General features: G+C 43.6%; 18 protein-coding genes. 11 read left to right on the top strand and 7 right to left on the bottom strand.

The genetic code is table 11. The features are described 5' to 3' along the window. Window positions 1-29 precede the first annotated feature (29 nt). Entirely contained in the window at window positions 30-1,925 is a 1,896-nt protein-coding gene (locus GVX98_RS02060) for an ATP-binding cassette domain-containing protein (protein ID WP_159127124.1), read from the top strand. Between the two features lie 50 nt (window positions 1,926-1,975). On the opposite strand, the gene GVX98_RS02055 is transcribed toward GVX98_RS02060, so the two are convergent. Continuing rightward, a complete protein-coding gene (locus tag GVX98_RS02055) occupies window positions 1,976-2,326 on the bottom strand; it encodes a hypothetical protein (protein WP_159127123.1) in 351 nt (116 codons plus the stop codon). 249 nt (window positions 2,327-2,575) lie between these two features. Here GVX98_RS02055 and GVX98_RS02050 point away from each other — a divergent pair, with 249 nt between their 5' ends. Beyond that, entirely contained in the window at window positions 2,576-3,514 is a 939-nt protein-coding gene (locus GVX98_RS02050) for a lauroyl acyltransferase (RefSeq protein ID WP_148826774.1), read from the top strand. A 290-nt stretch (window positions 3,515-3,804) separates the two neighbouring features. Here GVX98_RS02050 and GVX98_RS02045 read toward each other — a convergent pair whose 3' ends face one another. Then, the gene (locus GVX98_RS02045; protein WP_159127122.1) at window positions 3,805-4,914 is read right to left on the bottom strand and encodes an endonuclease/exonuclease/phosphatase family protein; all 1,110 of its coding nucleotides are present in this window, start codon (window positions 4,912-4,914) and stop codon (window positions 3,805-3,807) included. A gap of 185 nt (window positions 4,915-5,099) precedes the next feature. Between GVX98_RS02045 and asd the strand changes: the two genes are divergently transcribed. From asd to truA, 5 genes are all read left to right on the top strand, one after another. Then, on the top strand, window positions 5,100-6,218 hold the full coding sequence (gene asd / locus GVX98_RS02040; RefSeq protein ID WP_004692521.1) for an aspartate-semialdehyde dehydrogenase: 1,119 nt from the start codon (window positions 5,100-5,102) through the stop codon (window positions 6,216-6,218). 141 nt (window positions 6,219-6,359) lie between these two features. After that, complete coding sequence (locus GVX98_RS02035) at window positions 6,360-7,727, top strand: hypothetical protein (protein WP_004978956.1); 1,368 nt, start codon at window positions 6,360-6,362, stop codon at window positions 7,725-7,727. A gap of 65 nt (window positions 7,728-7,792) precedes the next feature. After that, a complete protein-coding gene (locus tag GVX98_RS02030; RefSeq protein WP_159127121.1) occupies window positions 7,793-9,097 on the top strand; it encodes a hypothetical protein in 1,305 nt (434 codons plus the stop codon). 49 nt (window positions 9,098-9,146) lie between these two features. Further along, window positions 9,147-10,115, top strand: a complete 969-nt coding sequence (locus GVX98_RS02025; RefSeq protein ID WP_159127120.1) for an asparaginase — start codon at window positions 9,147-9,149, stop codon at window positions 10,113-10,115. A gap of 12 nt (window positions 10,116-10,127) precedes the next feature. Further along, window positions 10,128-10,925 carry a tRNA pseudouridine(38-40) synthase TruA gene (gene truA / locus GVX98_RS02020; protein WP_159127119.1) on the top strand — a complete coding sequence of 266 codons (798 nt, stop codon included), beginning with the start codon at window positions 10,128-10,130 and terminating at the stop codon, window positions 10,923-10,925. A gap of 57 nt (window positions 10,926-10,982) precedes the next feature. Here truA and GVX98_RS02015 read toward each other — a convergent pair whose 3' ends face one another. Then, window positions 10,983-11,990 (bottom strand): AraC family transcriptional regulator, encoded by a 1,008-nt coding sequence (locus GVX98_RS02015; protein WP_004692528.1) that lies wholly within the window; start codon window positions 11,988-11,990, stop codon window positions 10,983-10,985. Window positions 11,991-12,220: 230 nt separating this feature from the next. Between GVX98_RS02015 and infA the strand changes: the two genes are divergently transcribed. The 3 genes from infA (at window position 12,221) to GVX98_RS02000 (ending at window position 13,519) form a co-directional block, all read left to right on the top strand. Next, a complete protein-coding gene (infA, locus tag GVX98_RS02010; protein WP_004692529.1) occupies window positions 12,221-12,442 on the top strand; it encodes a translation initiation factor IF-1 in 222 nt (73 codons plus the stop codon). 156 nt (window positions 12,443-12,598) lie between these two features. Next, window positions 12,599-12,973 carry a hypothetical protein gene (locus GVX98_RS02005; RefSeq protein ID WP_228128098.1) on the top strand — a complete coding sequence of 125 codons (375 nt, stop codon included), beginning with the start codon at window positions 12,599-12,601 and terminating at the stop codon, window positions 12,971-12,973. Between the two features lie 117 nt (window positions 12,974-13,090). Further along, on the top strand, window positions 13,091-13,519 hold the full coding sequence (locus GVX98_RS02000) for a hypothetical protein (RefSeq protein WP_159127118.1): 429 nt from the start codon (window positions 13,091-13,093) through the stop codon (window positions 13,517-13,519). Between the two features lie 54 nt (window positions 13,520-13,573). Here the strand turns inward: GVX98_RS02000 and leuB are convergent, their stop codons facing one another. From leuB to leuC, 4 genes are all read right to left on the bottom strand, one after another. Beyond that, window positions 13,574-14,653, bottom strand: coding sequence for a 3-isopropylmalate dehydrogenase (gene leuB / locus GVX98_RS01995; protein ID WP_004692535.1), 1,080 nt, complete (start codon window positions 14,651-14,653; stop codon window positions 13,574-13,576). Between the two features lie 37 nt (window positions 14,654-14,690). Beyond that, complete coding sequence (locus tag GVX98_RS01990) at window positions 14,691-15,251, bottom strand: hypothetical protein (protein WP_004978936.1); 561 nt, start codon at window positions 15,249-15,251, stop codon at window positions 14,691-14,693. A 99-nt stretch (window positions 15,252-15,350) separates the two neighbouring features. Beyond that, window positions 15,351-16,001 carry a 3-isopropylmalate dehydratase small subunit gene (gene leuD / locus GVX98_RS01985; RefSeq protein ID WP_159127117.1) on the bottom strand — a complete coding sequence of 217 codons (651 nt, stop codon included), beginning with the start codon at window positions 15,999-16,001 and terminating at the stop codon, window positions 15,351-15,353. Window positions 16,002-16,022: 21 nt separating this feature from the next. Next, window positions 16,023-17,456 carry a 3-isopropylmalate dehydratase large subunit gene (gene leuC, locus GVX98_RS01980; protein WP_004978933.1) on the bottom strand — a complete coding sequence of 478 codons (1,434 nt, stop codon included), beginning with the start codon at window positions 17,454-17,456 and terminating at the stop codon, window positions 16,023-16,025. Window positions 17,457-17,956: 500 nt separating this feature from the next. Here leuC and GVX98_RS01975 point away from each other — a divergent pair, with 500 nt between their 5' ends. Next, on the top strand, window positions 17,957-18,193 hold the full coding sequence (locus tag GVX98_RS01975; protein ID WP_159127116.1) for a DUF2061 domain-containing protein: 237 nt from the start codon (window positions 17,957-17,959) through the stop codon (window positions 18,191-18,193). The last annotated feature ends 41 nt before the right edge of the window (window positions 18,194-18,234 follow it).

Here is an 18,234-nt window from a genome sequence, read left to right as displayed (position 1 = left end):
TCCTCATTTGAGATTTTTCAGGAAACATTATGGCCTATATTACTTTAAGGGATGTCCAACTTGCGTTTGGTGGACCTGCCTTGCTCGACGGCGCGAACTTTTCATTGGAGCGCGGTGAACGAGTGTGTTTAATTGGTCGTAATGGTGAAGGTAAGTCTACTTTACTTAAACTGATCGAGGGAAGTTTATTACCCGATTCTGGTGAAGTTTCTCTGCAAAATGGCATTACCATTTCGATGTTGGCGCAAGACGTGCCGATGGACTCGGGCAAAGTGGCAGATATCGTGGCAGACGGTGCAGGTGAAGCCGCAGATGTGCTCAGAGCCTATCATGAAGCCAGTGATGCTTGTGTACTTGGAGACATGGAAGCATGTGACCGCATGGGTAACCTACAACATAAACTAGATCAGTTGGATGGCTGGGCTTTAGAAACCAAAGTCAATTCTATTTTAAGTAAAATGGGGCTAGACCCAGATGCCGATTTGGCCGATTTATCGGGTGGTCGTAAGCGTCGTGTGCTGCTTGCTCGTGCACTCCTTACCCAACCCGATGTGCTATTACTAGACGAACCAACCAACCACTTGGACGTTGAAAGTATTGAATGGCTCGAAAAGTTTTTACTTGATCAAAATAATTTAACTTTACTGTTCATCTCGCATGACCGTTCATTTGTAGACAGTATTGCGACTCGAATTGTTGAACTCGACCGCGGCACTCTACGCAGCTATGAAGGTAACTACTCACGTTACCTCGAGCTGAAAGCACAGCAAATGGAAGCCGAGGAAAAGCAGAATGCACTGTTTGACAAACGTTTAGCTGAAGAAGAAGTGTGGATTCGCCAAGGTATTAAAGCGCGTCGTACGCGTAACGAAGGTCGTGTACGTGCCTTAAAAGAATTACGTGAACAATCAAAAGCCCGTCGCTCACAGCAAGGCAAAGTCAGTATGGCAACACAAGACGCTAGCCGTTCAGGTAAAGTGGTCTTTGAAATTGAGAACTTAAGCGTTCGCTTTGGTCATGATGCGCCGATCATCAAAGACTTCTCTGCATTAGTGTTACGTGGTGACCGTATTGGTCTTGTTGGTGACAACGGTGTCGGTAAAACCACCCTCATTAAAGCCATTTTAGGCGAACAAGAACATACGGGTACGGTGAAAACTGGCACACAATTGGAAGTAGCTTACTTCGACCAATTACGTAATGCCCTCGACCTTGAAAAATCAGTCAAAGATAACGTTTCAGAAGGTTCTGACCATGTCGATGTGAATGGTAACCGTCGTCACATTTACAGCTATTTGCAAGATTTCTTGTTCTCACCTGAACGTGCGCGTACACCAGTCAAAGCCCTTTCAGGCGGTGAGCGTAACCGTATTCTTTTAGCTAAGTTACTACTTAAGCCATCGAACTTAATCGTGATGGATGAACCCACCAATGACTTGGATATGGTGACACTAGAGCTGCTAGAAGAAATGTTGTCCGACTACAAAGGCACTTTACTGCTTATTTCGCATGACCGTGCCTTTATGGATAACGTAGTAACCTCAACTTGGGTGTTCGATGGTAAAGGCAATATCGATGAATACATCGGTGGTTACCAAGATTACTTACAACAGCGACCAGACCAAACTGCGGTTGACCAAAAAAGTGCTGTGAAAAAAGCAGCGGCGAAAGCTGAAGCGAACGCAGCACCTGCTAAAAAAGTCAAACTCAGCTATAAAGATCAACGAGCGCTTGAACAACTGCCTGCCGAAATGGAATCACTGGAAAAAGAGCAAGCGGAAATCAATGCCTCACTTGCAGATGGTTCATTATTTATTTCAGATGCAGACAAGGCGATGACTTTGTCGAATCGTTTAACTGAAATTGATGAGCTATTGCTGGAAAAACTGGAACGTTGGGAAGAACTGGAAAATTTAACCAAATAATTTTTCATAAGCTCCATAAAAAAACTCCGCGCCACGCGGAGTTTTTTTATTTAACGTGGCTGACGATGCCCACCTCCGCTAGGATGTATGCCAGTACCTCCACCTGAATGTATCCCGCCCCCGCCAGGATGAATTCCACCACCACCTGAATGACTACCCCCTGGATGCAACCCACCTCCACCAGGCTGCCCTCCTCCTGGATGGATATGATCAGGATGTTGCCCCCCTGGATGTCCACCGCCATGACCATTAGGTGGTGGACGATGGTCTTCTAGTGGAAAGGGAGCATACCCTGTCCAACCAAACCCGTGATAATAATGATTATAATCATCATATGGACTATAGACACAGCCCGTTAAAGAAATGAATAGCACGCCGCAACTGATAATGTTTTTTAGCATTTTTATCCCCCTGTTCTTATCTTTCTTCTTAGTATTGTGAATTTCACCCAAATTAAAACAAAACAAATGTTGCGAGATGTTGAGACCATGTTCTCCACTGAGCATGAATACATCTTCGCCCACCTCATAAAAACCATCACAACTTGATATGAGAAGGTCCTGTACAACAGGTTCATGGTGAAGATTGCATCTTCATTCTTGCTTCATGCTAAACTCGAAACATTCTCTTTTCAGCCTTTATCGCAATTTATGAGTTCGAAGCCAGACTATCAACCCGGTGAATTTCAGTGGTCTTTTCTGCATCCCAAATATTGGGGCGTTTGGATTGGTATCGTCTTTCTCATGATATTGGCGATTCTCCCATGGGCAATTCAACACCGACTGGCCACCCTCTTAGGTAACCTCAGCTTTAAATATTTGAAGTCGCGACGTAAAACCACCGTTCGTAATCTGGAGGTGTGTTTCCCTGAATGGTCGGCCCAAGAAGTCCTTGAAAATGCCCGTTTAGTTTTTGTCGATCAAATGCTGGGGGTATTTGAAACGCTGAATGCATGGTATAGCCCAAAGTGGTTTACTGGCCGTGTCAGTATTGAAGGTTTAGAACATATTCAAAAAGCACAAGCAGAAGGTAAAGGCGCACTGCTTTTAGGAACCCACTCTACTTTGCTCGATGCGGGTGGTTATCTATGCGCGCAGTATTTTGAACCAGATGTGGTGTATCGCCCACAAAATAATCCACTGCTGGATATGCTCATCTACCGCTGCCGCGCCACCATTTATGCACATCAAATTGATCATGATGACATGCGTGGTTTGGTCCGCAACTTAAAAAATGGCCATGCCATTTGGTATAGTCCAGATCAAGACTTTGGTTTAAAACAAGGTGTTATGGCACCTTTTTTTGGCGTTCCCGCAGCGACTGTTACAGCACATCGTCGCTTATTGAAAATGACCAAAGCCGCAGCCATCCCTCTGTATTTTTATCGTGATGGTGATATTAAAAACCCACAATACAAAGTGTTGATTGAACCTGCGGTGGAAAACTTACCCAGTGAAGATGAAGTCGATGATGCGACACGAGTGAATCAAATTATTGAAAATCAACTCCGTATTGCTCCGACTCAATATATGTGGTTCCACCGTCGCTTTAAAACTCGCCCTGCAGGCTATGACAAGATTTATTCTTAACAAAAAAGGGCTGACTAAAAAAAGTAGAACCCGAGTTCTGCGTCCTGCAAAACTCGGGTACATGAGGTTGTGCTTTCAACGTTATTCTTGTTTTATGCGGTGGCATTCCATACCTACATCATATCCATGATGATTTCCATCAGCTTCAACTTCCATACTGGGATAATCCATTCCCGCTCCATCTGCTGATGAGACTAGAATACGGGGATACCAAATGACTAACCATTCGTCAGATTCCCAAATCCCTGTAAGCCATATCCTACACTGATGAAATCCGAGCGCCCCTATATTTACTGGAAATCTTTGGCAATTTTATCTGTAACCTGCTTACCTTCTCGTTCCGCTTTTTCAATTCCATCTTCAATCGCCTCCTGCGCTTCTTGCTCATCGGCTTCGGTTTGTTCTAGCTCTTCTTGTACTTGCTCAAACACCCGACCAGTTTGAAGCACCACATATACAGGGAAATGATCTGAGCCAATATGTGCTAAACGCTGCATCTGTACCAAGGCAAAATCTGTACTGTGAAAAACATGATCCAGTGACCAGCGCAGTAAGGGATAGTCGGCATGAAAAGTATTGACAAAATGTCTTCCGACTCGGGGGTCTAGCAGTCCACTGATCCGTTGAAAAAGTCGTGTCGTGCGCGACCATGCCACATCATTCAAATCGCCCATCACAATGCAGCTCTCATCCAAATCTTTAATCTGATCCCCGACTATCAATAATTCAGCATCACGTAAAGTAGAGTCTTTGGCTTCGGTCGGACTTGGCGGTTTCGGGTGTAAGCAATACAGTTGCACTGGCTGTCCTGACCTTAAGATGACTGTGGCATGAATCGAAGGAATTTCATCGCTCAAAATAAACTTCACTTCAATATCTTTAAGCGCTAAACGACTATACAAGTGCATGCCGTACAGATTATCCAAAGGCACTGCAACCCGATAGGGATAGTCATCTTCCAGTTCACTCAAGGCTTGTTCCCAATGTGCATCCGACTCTAAAGTCAAAATCAAGTCCGGTTGATGCTGACGAATTTGTTGCAGTAATAAGTGGTATTGAGTATTAGGCGTTAGTACATTCGACACAATTAAAGAAATCTGGCATTCTGGCTGTAACTCTGTTTTGGCAACCGTTTTCACCTGCTTTTTCCACACAAAGGTATAAGGCAACACCATTTTGAGTTGGTACGCTACTGCCGCAATTAACCCCAGCAAAATGACTTCACGCACCCAATTCCAAGGTGCATCCCAAATCAACATCAAGATAAATGCAATCAACCCCAATGCCAAATTCTGTAAGCGTGGAAAATCTGCGCCTCGATACCACCATTCATCTCGAGGAATCAGTGACCAGAAGCTTAACCAAATCACAACACATGCCAGCAACTCAACCCAGATCATAGATACCCACTCTTATATTCTTAATTTTTTGTAGATTCATAAATTAATATCAATTTTGCATGTAACATAAACAAGATATATTGCACAATATAATTGCTGTTTTCATTGTGTAGTGCTTGCAGTTAAGCGCTCTTTTGATACACTCGAATCCCCTTTTAATTTTTAACGCACCGAGGCAAAGTGACATGAAAGTAGGTCTGGTCGGTTGGCGCGGGATGGTTGGTTCCGTCCTTATGCAACGTATGGTTGAAGAGAATGATTTTGCTCATTTTGAGCCATTTTATTTCTCTACCAGTAATGCAGGCGGTGAAGCGCCTGCGTTTGGCGGTAAAACTGCCCCAGCACTTATGGATGCATCAGACATTAACAGTCTGAAGCAAATGGATGTCATTATTACCTGCCAAGGCGGCGACTATACCTCAGAAGTTTTCCCGAAGCTCAAAGCAGAAAACTGGACAGGCTATTGGATTGATGCGGCATCTACACTTCGTATGGAAGATGAAGCCATCATCGTACTTGACCCTGTCAACATGAACGTGATTAAAGATGGTTTAGTGAACGGCACCAAAACATTCGTGGGCGGTAACTGTACAGTTTCACTGATGCTGATGGGCTTAGGCGGTTTATTCCAAAACAATTTAGTGGAATGGGCAACCTCGATGACTTATCAAGCAGCATCGGGTGCTGGTGCGCAAAATATGCGTGAACTGATCTCTGGTATGGGCTATTTGTACAACAACACCAAAGATTTGTTAGATGACCCACGCTCCCCAATTCTAGATATTGACTCTAAAATTGCGGAATTACAACGTGGCGAAGGTTTCCCTTCAGCAAACTTCGGCGTGCCATTAGCAGGCTCACTCATTCCTTATATCGACAAACAATTAGACAGCGGTCAGTCGAAAGAAGAATGGAAAGGTCAAGTTGAAACCAACAAGATCTTGGGCAACCAGCAAATCGTTCCGATTGACGGTCATTGTGTGCGTATTGGTGCGATGCGTTGTCACTCTCAAGCTTTAACATTAAAGCTGAAGAAAGACGTGCCTCTCGATGAAATCGAAGATATGTTACGTAGCGCAAACCAATGGGCAAAAGTGGTTCCAAATACCCGTGAAGCGTCTATGACTGACTTAACACCTGTGGCTGTAACAGGCACATTAACAGTTCCTGTTGGTCGTCTACGCAAATTGAATATGGGCAAAGAGTACTTAGGTGCTTTCACTGTCGGTGATCAATTGCTTTGGGGTGCTGCGGAACCCTTACGTCGTATGCTCCGTATCCTGATTGACTACAAAAATACTTAAGCATTTACCCGCTAAAGTATTAAGCCGATCACACTTGATCGGCTTTTTTTTGTAACCCTGATGTTAACGTTTTACAAATAACACACAACTCGCTAATCTATAATTTTCGCTTTGCGATCTGTGACCGAGCTAAAGATTAAGATGACCGTAAATAACAAATTAAAGATAGCCATTTTAGCCATTATTGCTTCGCAAAATGTGAATGCGATCACTGTTGATCCTATTCAAATTCAGTCTGCACCTGGGGAACTGTTGTATGCAGAATTGAACTTTCACGATGCCGATCCGAATGCTCCCATTCAAGCCAGTCTAGCCAGCGCAGAAGATTTGATGTCTCTTGGTGTCATGCATCAGCCGCCCAGTAATCTGAACTTTTTTACCCGTCGTACCAGTGCCAGTACCGGTGTGATTACGATTACCTCTTCACGTCCTTTAACGGAAGCAGAACTGAACATTGTCGTCAAAATCAAAGAAGGCAATGCGGCACGACTACAACATATTAAAACAGCCAATAAACGCTCGGCAGCACTTCAAGCCCGCGCTAATAATAATGAAAAAGCCTTAAAACCGGTAGTGATTGTCAACGAAAAAGATATTGCACTGAACTTACCTGTCAGCACACAATTCAATAGCTTAAAAACAACAGCTACGCCGACGACAAATACAACACCCCTCAAACTCAATAACCATACCCCACCAAGCATGAGTGCGACCGCTATTTCGGCGCCAACGCAAGTTATTTCAGTAGCCTCTACACAAATTGCTGCAGCCGCTCAAACACCAGCTCCACGGGTTGAACCTATTACTCAAGCAAAAAAATCGGCAGATCCGTTGGTGCAAAAGTATGCCGATTCAGTTCAAAAATCAGATACACCTATTTCAGCACAGGCTAACCCTCAAGCCACTTCATCGACAGCAAAAACAACACCTGCTGCCCCTGCAACTACTGCACGCCAAGCCGCACCTCAAAGTGCCCATGTAGTTCGGTCGAATGAATCTCTATGGGGCATTGCATCGCGTATTGCTGCTGAAGAAAACCGTCCTGTCGGTGAAGTCATGCAACAAATTAAAGCCAAGAATGAACATGCCTTTATTCAAGGGGACGTAAACCGCTTACGTCGTGGTGCCAATCTCAATTTAACAGGTCTACAAACGGCAAAATCAGAGCAGAAAGTCTCCGTTTCATCACTTCCAAAACAAAGCTCACAGCAATCTGGCAAGGCGAAATACCGCCTCAATCAAGCCGAGATGAGTTTGGTTGCAGAGAAAGAGCAAGATTCAAGCCACGGTTCTGCCAAGAAGTCGACAGAAAAGAATCAAACATCAAACGAGTTGTCATTAAAAGTTATGACATCCCGTGAAAAAACCGTTAAATTACAGAGAAACGTAACACAATTAGAAGTGGCACTTAATCAGAAAGATCAGAGAATTCAATTACTAAACGCTCGTCTTGCACAATTGCAACAACAATTGAAAGCACAACAAACTGAGAAAAAGCCAACACACTAAAGTGTTATTTTGATTATTTGATTTTGGATGAACTTGCACAAAGACAAGTTCAAAAGGGGTAAAACATGCTTATTTATGTGATTCCATTTATCTTACTATTGGTTGTTGCCATAGTCTTAAAAAAGCGTGAGGCGAGTAAAGAAGCAGAACCAAAAACTCAAAAAGCGGTTGCTGCAAAAAATAAAGCCAAAAAAACCAGTTCGTCTAAAAAATCCCTGCAACAAACTCAAGTCGTTGAGGATGTTATTGCTAAAAAAGCCACGACACCACTCGCCACAGATCTACGTAATAAAATTGAAGGTCAAATTCGCGACCGCAATTTCTTCTCAGCTGAAGCACAAATCAACCAAGCCCTAAATAAAGACAATTCACAACACGAATTATATTTACTGCTGCTCGATATTCACTTGCTTCAAAAAGATGAGTTTGCCATTAGCCAATTGCTGAATCATTTACGTTCTTTAGAACTGGATGATATTTTGGTGCAAGCAGAAGCCAAAAAATCGGATTACGATCAATTACATCAAAATAGCCGTGACACGATTGAGTTTAAACCAACTGAAATTGCACCATCTGCACCAAAACCTGTAGAAGCAACTAATACTGCTGACTTTGATGCCTTGATGTCATCAAACAATCCTGCTCCCGCTCCTGTGCAGGCTTCTGTTGTTGAACCTGTTCAAGACATTAAACCGCTTGATTTTGATACCTCAGCATTTACCACCACAAAACCTGCTCAACCTGAACCAAGCATCGAAGTTCAAAGCTTAGAATTTGATATCTCTAGTTTAAACACACCAACAGCAGAACCAACCAAATCTGCTGAAGAACTTAAACCACTCGATTTCGGTTCACTCTCTTTAGAAAGCACGCCTGCTCAACCAGCAGAAACTGCTGCAGCCGACATCCAACCTTTAGATTTCTCATTCAATCTCGACACAGCAGCTACAACAGCGCCAGAAGTAGAAACTTCACCACTTGCTGCGGATGAGCGTCCTGAATTTACATTTGATTTTTCAAGCGAATCCACAGCTGAAGCTGCAAAAGACATCCCTGCTTTTTCTTTCGATACGGTGAGCTCAAGTGAAGCAATAGTAGAAGAAACACCAGCAGTTATTACGCCAAACCTCAGCTTTAGTCTAGAGTCTACTGCACCTGCCAATACGGTGGATCAAAGCGATCCTCTGGTGCAGTCTTTCCCTCAACTGAACGAAGTCAATGAAATACACTTAAACCTTGAATTGGCTGAGCAATACATTCAACTTGGCGCTTTCGAAGCTGCACGTGAAATTTTGGTTGAACAAGAACCAAATTACTCTACGGAACAACGTCAGCAAGTCGAACAGTTACTGAGTCGCATAGCATCCTAAGCCATTTCGTTTTAAACTAAAGCAGTCATCACCGACTGCTTTTTTTATAATGAAAAAAATTGCGCTTATCTATATGGGTGGAACCTTTGGCTGTATTGGCGAACCCTTACAACCAATGCCTGCCGAAGACTTTATTCCCAAGTTTACACATGTCTTGCCGATTCATCTCGACATTGAATGTTTTATTGCACCTGTCATTAAAGACAGTAGCGCCTGCACGGCTGCAGACTGGTTATTGCTGATTCAGCAGATTCAACAATTACAACTGCAACAATTCCAGCATTTTGTCGTGATTCATGGCACAGATACCTTAAGCTATGCCAGTGCTGTCGCCGCACACTTTATTGCAGATTCCGCACGTGTGGTTTTCACAGGTAGCCAATATCCATTACTGAATGTACAAGGCACAGATACGCGTGAATTTAGCGATGCGATTAGTAATTTGAATTTTGCCTTAGATGCCGTGATGAAACATCCTGTCGGAGTTTATCTGGCTTTTCATCAACAGGTATTGCATGCGCAAACCGCGTTAAAACGACATACCACAGAACTGGATGCTTTTACAGGCGTCATGGCTGAACAGCCGATTCCACATAGCTTAAAAACACACATAGTACAAACAGGTGATGTAGAACAATCCCACCAGTTCAATTGCCTCAATCTGATGATGCAACCTGTTGCCTTAGCGCAACAATTGCAGAATTTGAAAAACCTGCTTACAGCCCCACCACATTTCCTCATTTTGCAAGGTTTTGGAACGGGTAATTTAGCTGTGAATGCCGAGTTGATAGCACTTTTCGATGAATTTTACGCGCAAGGCTGTATTGTTATCTTAAGCACCCAAGTCCCTTTCGGCCGTACTGATCAGCGCTATGCAGTTGCCGCTTGGACAACCCAAGCCAAAATAATTGTTAGTGATTGCCTCGGGCATGCAGATCTGTATGCCAAAGCCCTTAAAATGTATTTACAATACCCCACCGCTGAAGCACGCTTCGGCCATTGGCATGATTTGGGTTAATTTGAGGTACATATGCAACGTTTTGCGATCGGCATTGAGTTTTGTGGAACACACTATCGTGGTTGGCAATCCCAGCAAACAGGTGTGATCAGCGTACAAGAGACGATTGAAAAAGTACTCTCTAAAATTGCCAATGAACCGATTAGCTTACATGGTGCAGGTCGTACCGATGCTGGCGTCCATGCCACCAATATGGTGGCGCATTTTGATAGCTCGGCACTTCGTTCAGAGCGCGGTTGGTTGATGGGTAGCAACAGCCAACTGCCAAAAGATATCTCGATCCAATGGATTAAAGCGATGGATCAAGACTTTCATGCACGCTTCAAAGCGCAGGCACGTCGTTATCGTTATGTCGTTTATAACCACCCGCAACGCCCTGCTCTTATGCATAAACAAGTCACACACGCTTATTACGCACTAGATGTAGCGAAGATGATGCAAGCTGCGCAAAAGTTCGAAGGCACGCATAATTTTGAAAGCTTCCGTGCAGCCGCATGCCAATCCAATCAACCTGTGCGCCATGTCAGCCACTGTCGCTTAATTCAACATGGTCCATATTTGGTCCTCGACATTCAGGCCGATGGCTTCTTACACCACATGGTCCGCAATATCATGGGCTGCTTACTTGAAATTGGTCAAGGTCTGTATGAAGTCGAGCATATTGAGGCTATTTTCGCAGCAGAAGACCGCAAAGCCGCAGGCATTACAGCCCCTCCTGATGGGCTGTATTTCATTCATGCCGACTATCCAGTACAGTTTGAGCTACCAAAGCAGCCGCTTGGGCCGCACTGGCTCAATATGCCTGAATAATTTATTTTTGAATCCTCCCCCTAGCCTGCTTTTTCAAAGAAGGCTAGGGGGGATTTCTTAACGCTGCTTACGCTTGCGATATTCCACTGGGGTTTCATTGGTCCAGCGTTTAAATGCACGATAGAAGGTACTTGGCTCAGAAAAGCCAGTCAAATAAACGATACGCTCTACACTTTCAGCCGTATTGGCCAAAAGTTTTTTCGCCAAACGGCAGCGATAATCAGACAAAATTTGCTGGAAGCTGGTATTCGCCTCACTAAGCTGTGTGCGTAAACGCCTTGGGGTAATACTGAGCTGAGAAGCCACTGTTTCAAGTGTGGTTTCGCCACTTTCTAGGGTTGAACCTATCGCGCGACGCACTTCCCCCACCAAATCATAGCGGGCTAATTCTTGAAGTTTTTCAATCGCTAACTGCTCATGCAGTTGCAATAATTCAGGTTCCGCCTGCCACAACGGATAAGCCAAAATACTTGGGTCAAAATATAAGCGGGTTTCTTTTTGCCCTAGACTAACAGGGCACTCATATACGCGAAAATACTCATCATCAAACGCGCCTTTACTGAAGTTAAAATCAATATAGATCGGTTCAAAGCGCCCTTCAGTAATAAATTTAAAGAACCGTAAAATACCGGACATCGCACATTCAGAAAAATGTCGATTGACCAAATTTTCAGCCCAAGGTTGTTCCCCATTGGTCAAATAACACCGGTCATCTTCAACCACCAACTTGGCATGAAAGGCATCACTGATCAAGCGCTGATAAGCCAAAGCACGCTTCAATCCCTCACCGAAGTTTTCGGATGAAATAAACAAATGCTCAATCACTTGGCCACGGTATAAAGGCAGATTTTCACCCAAATGTAGACCGATGTCTGGATCTCGGCTCACCTCTTCTGCCGCCACCCAAAAAGCGTATTGTGCGCTCAAAGGCGTACGCTCATTGGTTTCCATCTGATTTAATGCAACACCAGCCTTTGTTAAAATCTCTTCTGTTGGCAACCCTGAACGACGAATCGCTTGGTAGCCTAATCGCAATACAACCGATGCATCCGTTAGCTGACCCACGCTAGAACCTTCCTTGTATGTTCTTCATTTATACATAAAACATTAAAATTAGATTAACTGCGATTGACCGAACTGACAACAACTTATACAGTTTTTTTGTTGAAAATATTTATTCCGCTTGTTCGCTTATTTTACTGACAGATGATCAGGCAACCGCCCATTCCGCCTTGTTTTATGCAAAAAAATTGACTATAATTTGCGCCTTTCCAATTTATTCATTCAGGTAGGCTATGGCCAATAAAGAGGAACTCATCGAGTTCGAAGGCGTTGTCACCGAGACGCTTCCTAATACTATGTTTCGTGTACGTTTAGAAAACGGTCATGAAGTGATTGCTCACATCTCTGGTAAAATGCGTAAACACTATATTCGTATTTTGACTGGCGACAGTGTTAAAGTAGAAATGACACCTTATGATTTGTCTAAGGGTCGTATCACTTATCGTGCGCGCTAAGTTTTAGCGAAGCGAAAAAGCCACTTTTTAAGTGGCTTTTTTAATGTCTGCGCTCAGACTAAACGTTATACATCGACTATATTTAAACCAACAATCAAACTATAATTAAATGCAATAACAACCTAATACGCCAAAACAATAATGAAAATGACTACAATGAAGCGAGCTATTTTACTGTTCCCAATACTCTGTGTTGCTTGTGCCACAACAAGCCAAACGCAGCTCAACCAAACCTTACAACACTACATCGGACAATCGTCAGATCAAGTTCAAAATCAACTCAACCTCAATAGCATGGGCTATAAAGTACTCGGTGCTCCTGTACATACCCCCGAGAAACTAACCTACACCCTGCTACGCAATATGCCTATTCCGATGGGCACTCCCAATCTTGGGACCAGTGTCAGTATGGGTGCGCCCATTCCAACACCTTCCAGCGGTAGCCTGAATATTGAAATGAAATGCAAAATTGAGTTCAGACTGCATGATGATCTTGTGGAATCTATTCACTACATCGGCAAAGCATGTTAACAGCTATGTTATGTTGAACCATCTATATACCGTTTATCTCAAATTACTCGAAGCATACTCAAACGAACGTTCAGATATACAATACTAAAAGGGTCTTTCTCTGCTTAGGGGATGATCATGAAGCCCTTTATTGTCAGTTTCTTTAGTTCCATCTGCTTTCTACTGCTTCAAGCTTGTGGCAGTTCTCCAACGCAACACCAGACCGTCGTTTCACCCGCTAAAATTGCGCTCCCTGACTATTTAGAACAATATATCGGTCAAGATGTATCGAGCATTCGGCGCGAACTCAACTTACGTCAACTCGGTTATGAAACCTTAGGTGCGCCGATTCAAACACCAAACCAACTGAGTTACACCATTGTCAGACGGATTCAAATTCCAACCCCTATGCCCACTATGCGTAGCGACAGCAGTGTCGGTGCGATTCCTATTCCCACACATACACCATTTTATGATGTTCAGTTAGAGTGCCAAGTCCACTTCTGGTTAAAAGATAATATTGCGCAATCAATTCAATATCGGGGTAAAGCTTGCAAAGGTTATTAAATCTTGAGCATAAAAAAACGCAGCGGATGGCTGCGTTTTCAAATTATTTTTGGCTTAGTTCAGTGCAGCCACAACCGCCTGCCCCATTTCCGCAGTACCTACTTTGCTCATGCCTTCAGACATGATATCAGCGGTACGCAAGCCTTGATCTAGGACATTGCCTACTGCATCTTCAATCGCTTGAGCAGCAGCTTCTTCACGGAAGGTATAACGCAACATCATAGCCACTGAAAGAATAGTGGCTAATGGGTTGGCAATATTTTGTCCTGCGATATCAGGCGCCGAACCATGGCATGGCTCATACATCCCTTTCGCATTTTCATCTAAGGATGCTGATGGCAACATCCCAATTGAACCTGTCAACATCGCGGCTTCATCAGACAAGATGTCACCAAATAAGTTACCTGTCACAATCACGTCAAACTGTTTAGGCGCGCGCACCAATTGCATTGCAGCATTATCGACATACATATGCGATAAGTTAATGTTTGGATAGTCAGCTTCTTTCATCGCCGTTACGGTTTGCTTCCAAAGCTCCGTCACTTCAAGGACGTTGGCTTTATCAACAGAACAAACTTTACCACCACGTAAACTGGCCATTTCAAAAGCCACTTTCGCAATACGCTTAATTTCAGACTCAGCATAAACGTCGGTGTTAAAGCCTTGTTTTTCACCATTCTCAAGTTCACGAATACCACGTGGCTGACCGAAGTAAATCCCGCCTGTTAATTCACGAACGATGAGAATATCAAGACCCGCTACAATTTCAGGCTTTAAGCTTGATGCATCTGCCAATTGCGGATATAAAATAGCTGGACGTAAGTTCGCGAATAAGTTTAATTCACTACGAATTTTTAACAAACCACGCTCTGGACGAATCGAACGCTCAATGTTGTCCCACTTCGGACCACCCACCGCACCAAGTAAAATCGCGTCTGCATTTTTGGCTTGTACTGCGGTCACATCTGGATAAGGTGAACCGTGTGCATCAATGGCAGCCCCACCGAGTAGGCCCTGTTCCCACGTTAAACCTAAATTGAATTGATCATTGACTCGTGTAAGTACCTGCTCTGCGGCTTTTACAATTTCAGGACCAATGCCGTCACCAGCCAAAATCAAAATATGTTTAGACATGAAATATTCCATTGTTGGTGAGTTCTAACTCACACGATTAAAGTTTTTGTTCTACAAACTCGCCCAAGCCATTTAAGACATTGTAAGGTTTGCAAAAACGACGAATTGTTCTTTGGTTTTGCTTTAAATCGACACACAAAGGGTCAGGTGCAGACATATTCAACAAGCTTCCCTGATGTCGACTTCGCGCACGGAACATTCTAAAGGTGTAGCGTTCCGCAGGCTTAAACCGATGAATCACATGCAGCGTTTCAGCACGATCGACCGAAACAGGATAGAAGCGAATCACCAGTTCATGTTGCCCCGCTGGCACTGACAGAAACAAGGCATTCGCTTCATTCAAATCATCTCGTTTTAGACGCACGACCTTCTCTCGAATGGCCTCACGGCTGACACGATGATTTTCTGCATCCACAATTTTGATCTGATTCCATCGTTCAAATTCGCAGCTCACCGTACCAGTACAGTAAAGCTGTGCATTATTTTTACTCGCTGGGGTATCCTGAATCCGCTTTATGCTTGCCGTATTCATGCTTTGGCAGGCAGTTAATGTTCCCACCAACGCCAGTAGAGCGATACGACTGTAACTCGTCACCATTGTTCAAGCCCAACCTTTACCAGTAGCAAAACGTTTAAAATTCTTTTGCTCGATATTAACAAGAGATGGCCCCAAGCACTAGATGCATCGAATTTTCAATTAAGCATGAATTTCAGCAAACACCCACGGACGTGATGCTTTGGTCTTTTCTTCATAGGCTTTGATGTCATCTGCAACCTGTAAAGTTAACCCAATATCATCCAAACCATTTAACAAACAGTGCTTACGAAACGGATCGACTTCAAATGTGAAGGCTTCACCCGATGGTGTACGCACTTCTTGCGCATCCAAATCAATCGTCAACTGATAGCCTTCTGTTGCTACACATTCTTTGAAAAGTTGGTCAACAATCTCTTCAGACAAAATCACAGGTAACATGCCATTTTTGAAACTATTATTAAAGAAAATGTCGGCATAGCTGGGTGCAATCACAGTACGGAAACCATATTCTTCCAATGCCCAAGGCGCATGTTCACGGCTTGAACCACAACCAAAGTTCGCACGAGAAATTAAGATGCTTGCACCTTGGTAACGTGGCTGATTCAATGCAAAATCAGGGTTTTTAGGACGTTTAGAATTGTCTTGTCCTAAAAAACCTTCATCTAAATAACGCAACTCATCAAATAAGTTTTCACCAAAACCCGTGCGCTTAATGGATTTCAAAAACTGTTTTGGAATGATCAAGTCTGTATCGACATTGGCACGGTCTAAAGGTGCAACGATACCCTGTTCAACGGTATATTTTTTCATGTCTATGCTCCCAAGCCCGAATTAAAATGAACGCACATCGACAAAATGACCTGCAATCGCTGCTGCGGCTGCCATTGCTGGACTCACCAAATGCGTACGACCACCATTGCCCTGACGACCTTCGAAGTTACGGTTAGAGGTCGATGCACAGTGCTCACCGGGTTGTAATTTGTCTGCATTCATGGCTAAACACATTGAACAACCTGGCTCACGCCATTCAAAACCTGCTTCAATCAAAACTTTGTCTAAGCCTTCGGCTTCGGCTTGCGCTTTGACTAAACCAGACCCTGGAACCACCATGGCTTGTTTAATGGTACTTGCCACTTTTTTGCCTTTGGCCACTTCAGCCGCGGCACGAATATCTTCAATGCGAGAGTTGGTACATGAACCAATAAAGACACGGTCTAACTGAATATCTGCCAACGCCTGACCTGCGGTTAAACCCATGTAGTTATAAGCACGCGTCCAATCATTGCGTTGCACTTCATCTTTGGCTTGTTCTAAAGTTGGTACAGCTTGAGTCACTGGAATCACCATTTCAGGCGATGTGCCCCAAGACACTTGTGGCTCAATCTCTTCACCTTGCAATACAACTACAGTATCAAAATGCGCATCTGCATCCGAATGTAAGGTATTCCAATATGCAACAGCAGCATCCCACTGTGCGCCTTGTGGTGCATATGGACGGTCTTTGACATAGGCAATGGTTTTGTCATCGACAGCAACCATACCTACACGTGCACCGCCTTCAATCGCCATATTACACACCGTCATACGACCTTCAATCGACATATCACGGAACACTCGACCACCAAACTCGATGGCATGACCTGTACCACCCGCAGTACCAATTTTACCAATGATGGCTAAAACCACATCTTTCGGTGTTACGCCCTGACCCAATTGACCATCAACACGCACCAACATGTTTTTCATCTTCTTTTGAACCAAGCATTGGGTTGCCAATACATGCTCCACTTCAGATGTACCAATCCCGTGTGCTAAACAGCCAAATGCGCCATGTGTTGCCGTATGAGAGTCTCCACACACCACCGTCATACCCGGTAAAGTCAAACCTTGCTCAGGCCCGACCACGTGTGCAATCCCTTGACGCACATCATTAATGTCAAACTGCACCACATTAAAGGTTTTACAGTTGTCGTCTAAGGTCTGAACTTGGATACGTGAAGTATCATCTTCAATACCTGCGATTCCTTCTGAACGCTCTTTGGTCGATGTTGGAACGTTATGATCAGGGGTTGCCACATTCGCACTTAAACGCCATGGTTTACGACCCGCAAGTTGTAAACCTTCAAAGGCTTGCGGAGAAGTCACTTCATGTAATAAATGACGGTCGATATAGAGTAAAGCCGAGCCATCGTCGCGTTGTTTTACTAAGTGGTCATCCCACAATTTGTCATACAATGTTTTTGCTTGTTGGTTTTCGCCTGCCATGTCGATTGACTCCACTGGACTGGGTAATTCTTTCATTAAAATCGATTATAACGACGATTTCACATAAATCTAATTTATCATTTTTATTAATTTAAAAACTTTTTGGAATTATTTTAAATTTATACCTCTTTGTTTCAATCCCTTTGATTACAAGCCCTCACCGCTGGTTTTAATTCAAGCCCTATACGCCTATTTCTCAAACTGTTGTAGGCCTCACAGTATATTTCCCTGCTCAGCGATGCAAGGCTTATCTCCCCTATTTAGACCAATACTTTTGAAGCTCGCTTCGTTGATGTGAATAGAAAGACAGCGACCTATGCATAGACTAAAAGAGTGAAATCTACAGAAGCTTGTTTTCTCAAGTCAAACATGCCAAACAATCTACTGCATCGCCTTGCATTCAAAAACCCAATCACGAGCAATCAAAATTTCATTTTGACTTTATTAATGATAATAATTACTATTTACAAATGAAAGGCATTATTGAGAGGGTATTTATTATGGCGAACATTCAGAAATTTATAGCGAACAATCAGCGCATATTCAAAAAAACCCTAAGCTATTACATCATGCACATTACTGTGGCCATGATTGTGGCTTACTTTGTCACAGGTAACCTATGGATGGCGGTCACCCTCAGCTTATTAGAACCAACCGTTCAAGCCTTCGCATTCTTTTTCCATGAACGTATTTGGGAGAAAAAGAACCGTACTACCGAAGAAAATATTCCTGCTTAAGCCCTTATATCAAGCGCCCTCTCAACTCTCCAAAAGATCAC

The sequence above is a fragment of the Acinetobacter sp. 8I-beige genome, assembly GCF_902505955.1.
GTDB classification, from domain to species: domain Bacteria; phylum Pseudomonadota; class Gammaproteobacteria; order Pseudomonadales; family Moraxellaceae; genus Acinetobacter; species Acinetobacter johnsonii.
The sequence above is the reverse complement of the archived record's forward strand: the minus strand, read 5'-3'. Positions and strand labels throughout refer to the sequence as shown.

Bases quoted from the DNA above. Each gene is read 5' to 3' on its own strand.
- GVX98_RS02030 (WP_159127121.1), top strand. From the start codon at position 7,793: ATGCTTATTTATGTGATTCCATTTATCTTACTATTGGTTGTTGCCATA.
- leuD (WP_159127117.1), bottom strand. From the start codon at position 16,001: ATGAAAAAATATACCGTTGAACAGGGTATCGTTGCACCTTTAGACCGT.
- GVX98_RS02055 (WP_159127123.1), bottom strand. From the start codon at position 2,326: ATGCTAAAAAACATTATCAGTTGCGGCGTGCTATTCATTTCTTTAACG.
- GVX98_RS01975 (WP_159127116.1), top strand. From the start codon at position 17,957: ATGGCGAACATTCAGAAATTTATAGCGAACAATCAGCGCATATTCAAA.
- truA (WP_159127119.1), top strand. From the start codon at position 10,128: ATGCAACGTTTTGCGATCGGCATTGAGTTTTGTGGAACACACTATCGT.
- GVX98_RS02045 (WP_159127122.1), bottom strand. From the start codon at position 4,914: ATGATCTGGGTTGAGTTGCTGGCATGTGTTGTGATTTGGTTAAGCTTC.
- leuB (WP_004692535.1), bottom strand. From the start codon at position 14,653: ATGTCTAAACATATTTTGATTTTGGCTGGTGACGGCATTGGTCCTGAA.
- GVX98_RS02000 (WP_159127118.1), top strand. From the start codon at position 13,091: ATGAAGCCCTTTATTGTCAGTTTCTTTAGTTCCATCTGCTTTCTACTG.
- GVX98_RS02050 (WP_148826774.1), top strand. From the start codon at position 2,576: ATGAGTTCGAAGCCAGACTATCAACCCGGTGAATTTCAGTGGTCTTTT.
- GVX98_RS02005 (WP_228128098.1), top strand. From the start codon at position 12,599: ATGAAGCGAGCTATTTTACTGTTCCCAATACTCTGTGTTGCTTGTGCC.
- GVX98_RS01990 (WP_004978936.1), bottom strand. From the start codon at position 15,251: ATGGTGACGAGTTACAGTCGTATCGCTCTACTGGCGTTGGTGGGAACA.
- asd (WP_004692521.1), top strand. From the start codon at position 5,100: ATGAAAGTAGGTCTGGTCGGTTGGCGCGGGATGGTTGGTTCCGTCCTT.
- GVX98_RS02025 (WP_159127120.1), top strand. From the start codon at position 9,147: ATGAAAAAAATTGCGCTTATCTATATGGGTGGAACCTTTGGCTGTATT.
- leuC (WP_004978933.1), bottom strand. From the start codon at position 17,456: ATGGCAGGCGAAAACCAACAAGCAAAAACATTGTATGACAAATTGTGG.
- GVX98_RS02060 (WP_159127124.1), top strand. From the start codon at position 30: ATGGCCTATATTACTTTAAGGGATGTCCAACTTGCGTTTGGTGGACCT.
- GVX98_RS02035 (WP_004978956.1), top strand. From the start codon at position 6,360: ATGACCGTAAATAACAAATTAAAGATAGCCATTTTAGCCATTATTGCT.
- infA (WP_004692529.1), top strand. From the start codon at position 12,221: ATGGCCAATAAAGAGGAACTCATCGAGTTCGAAGGCGTTGTCACCGAG.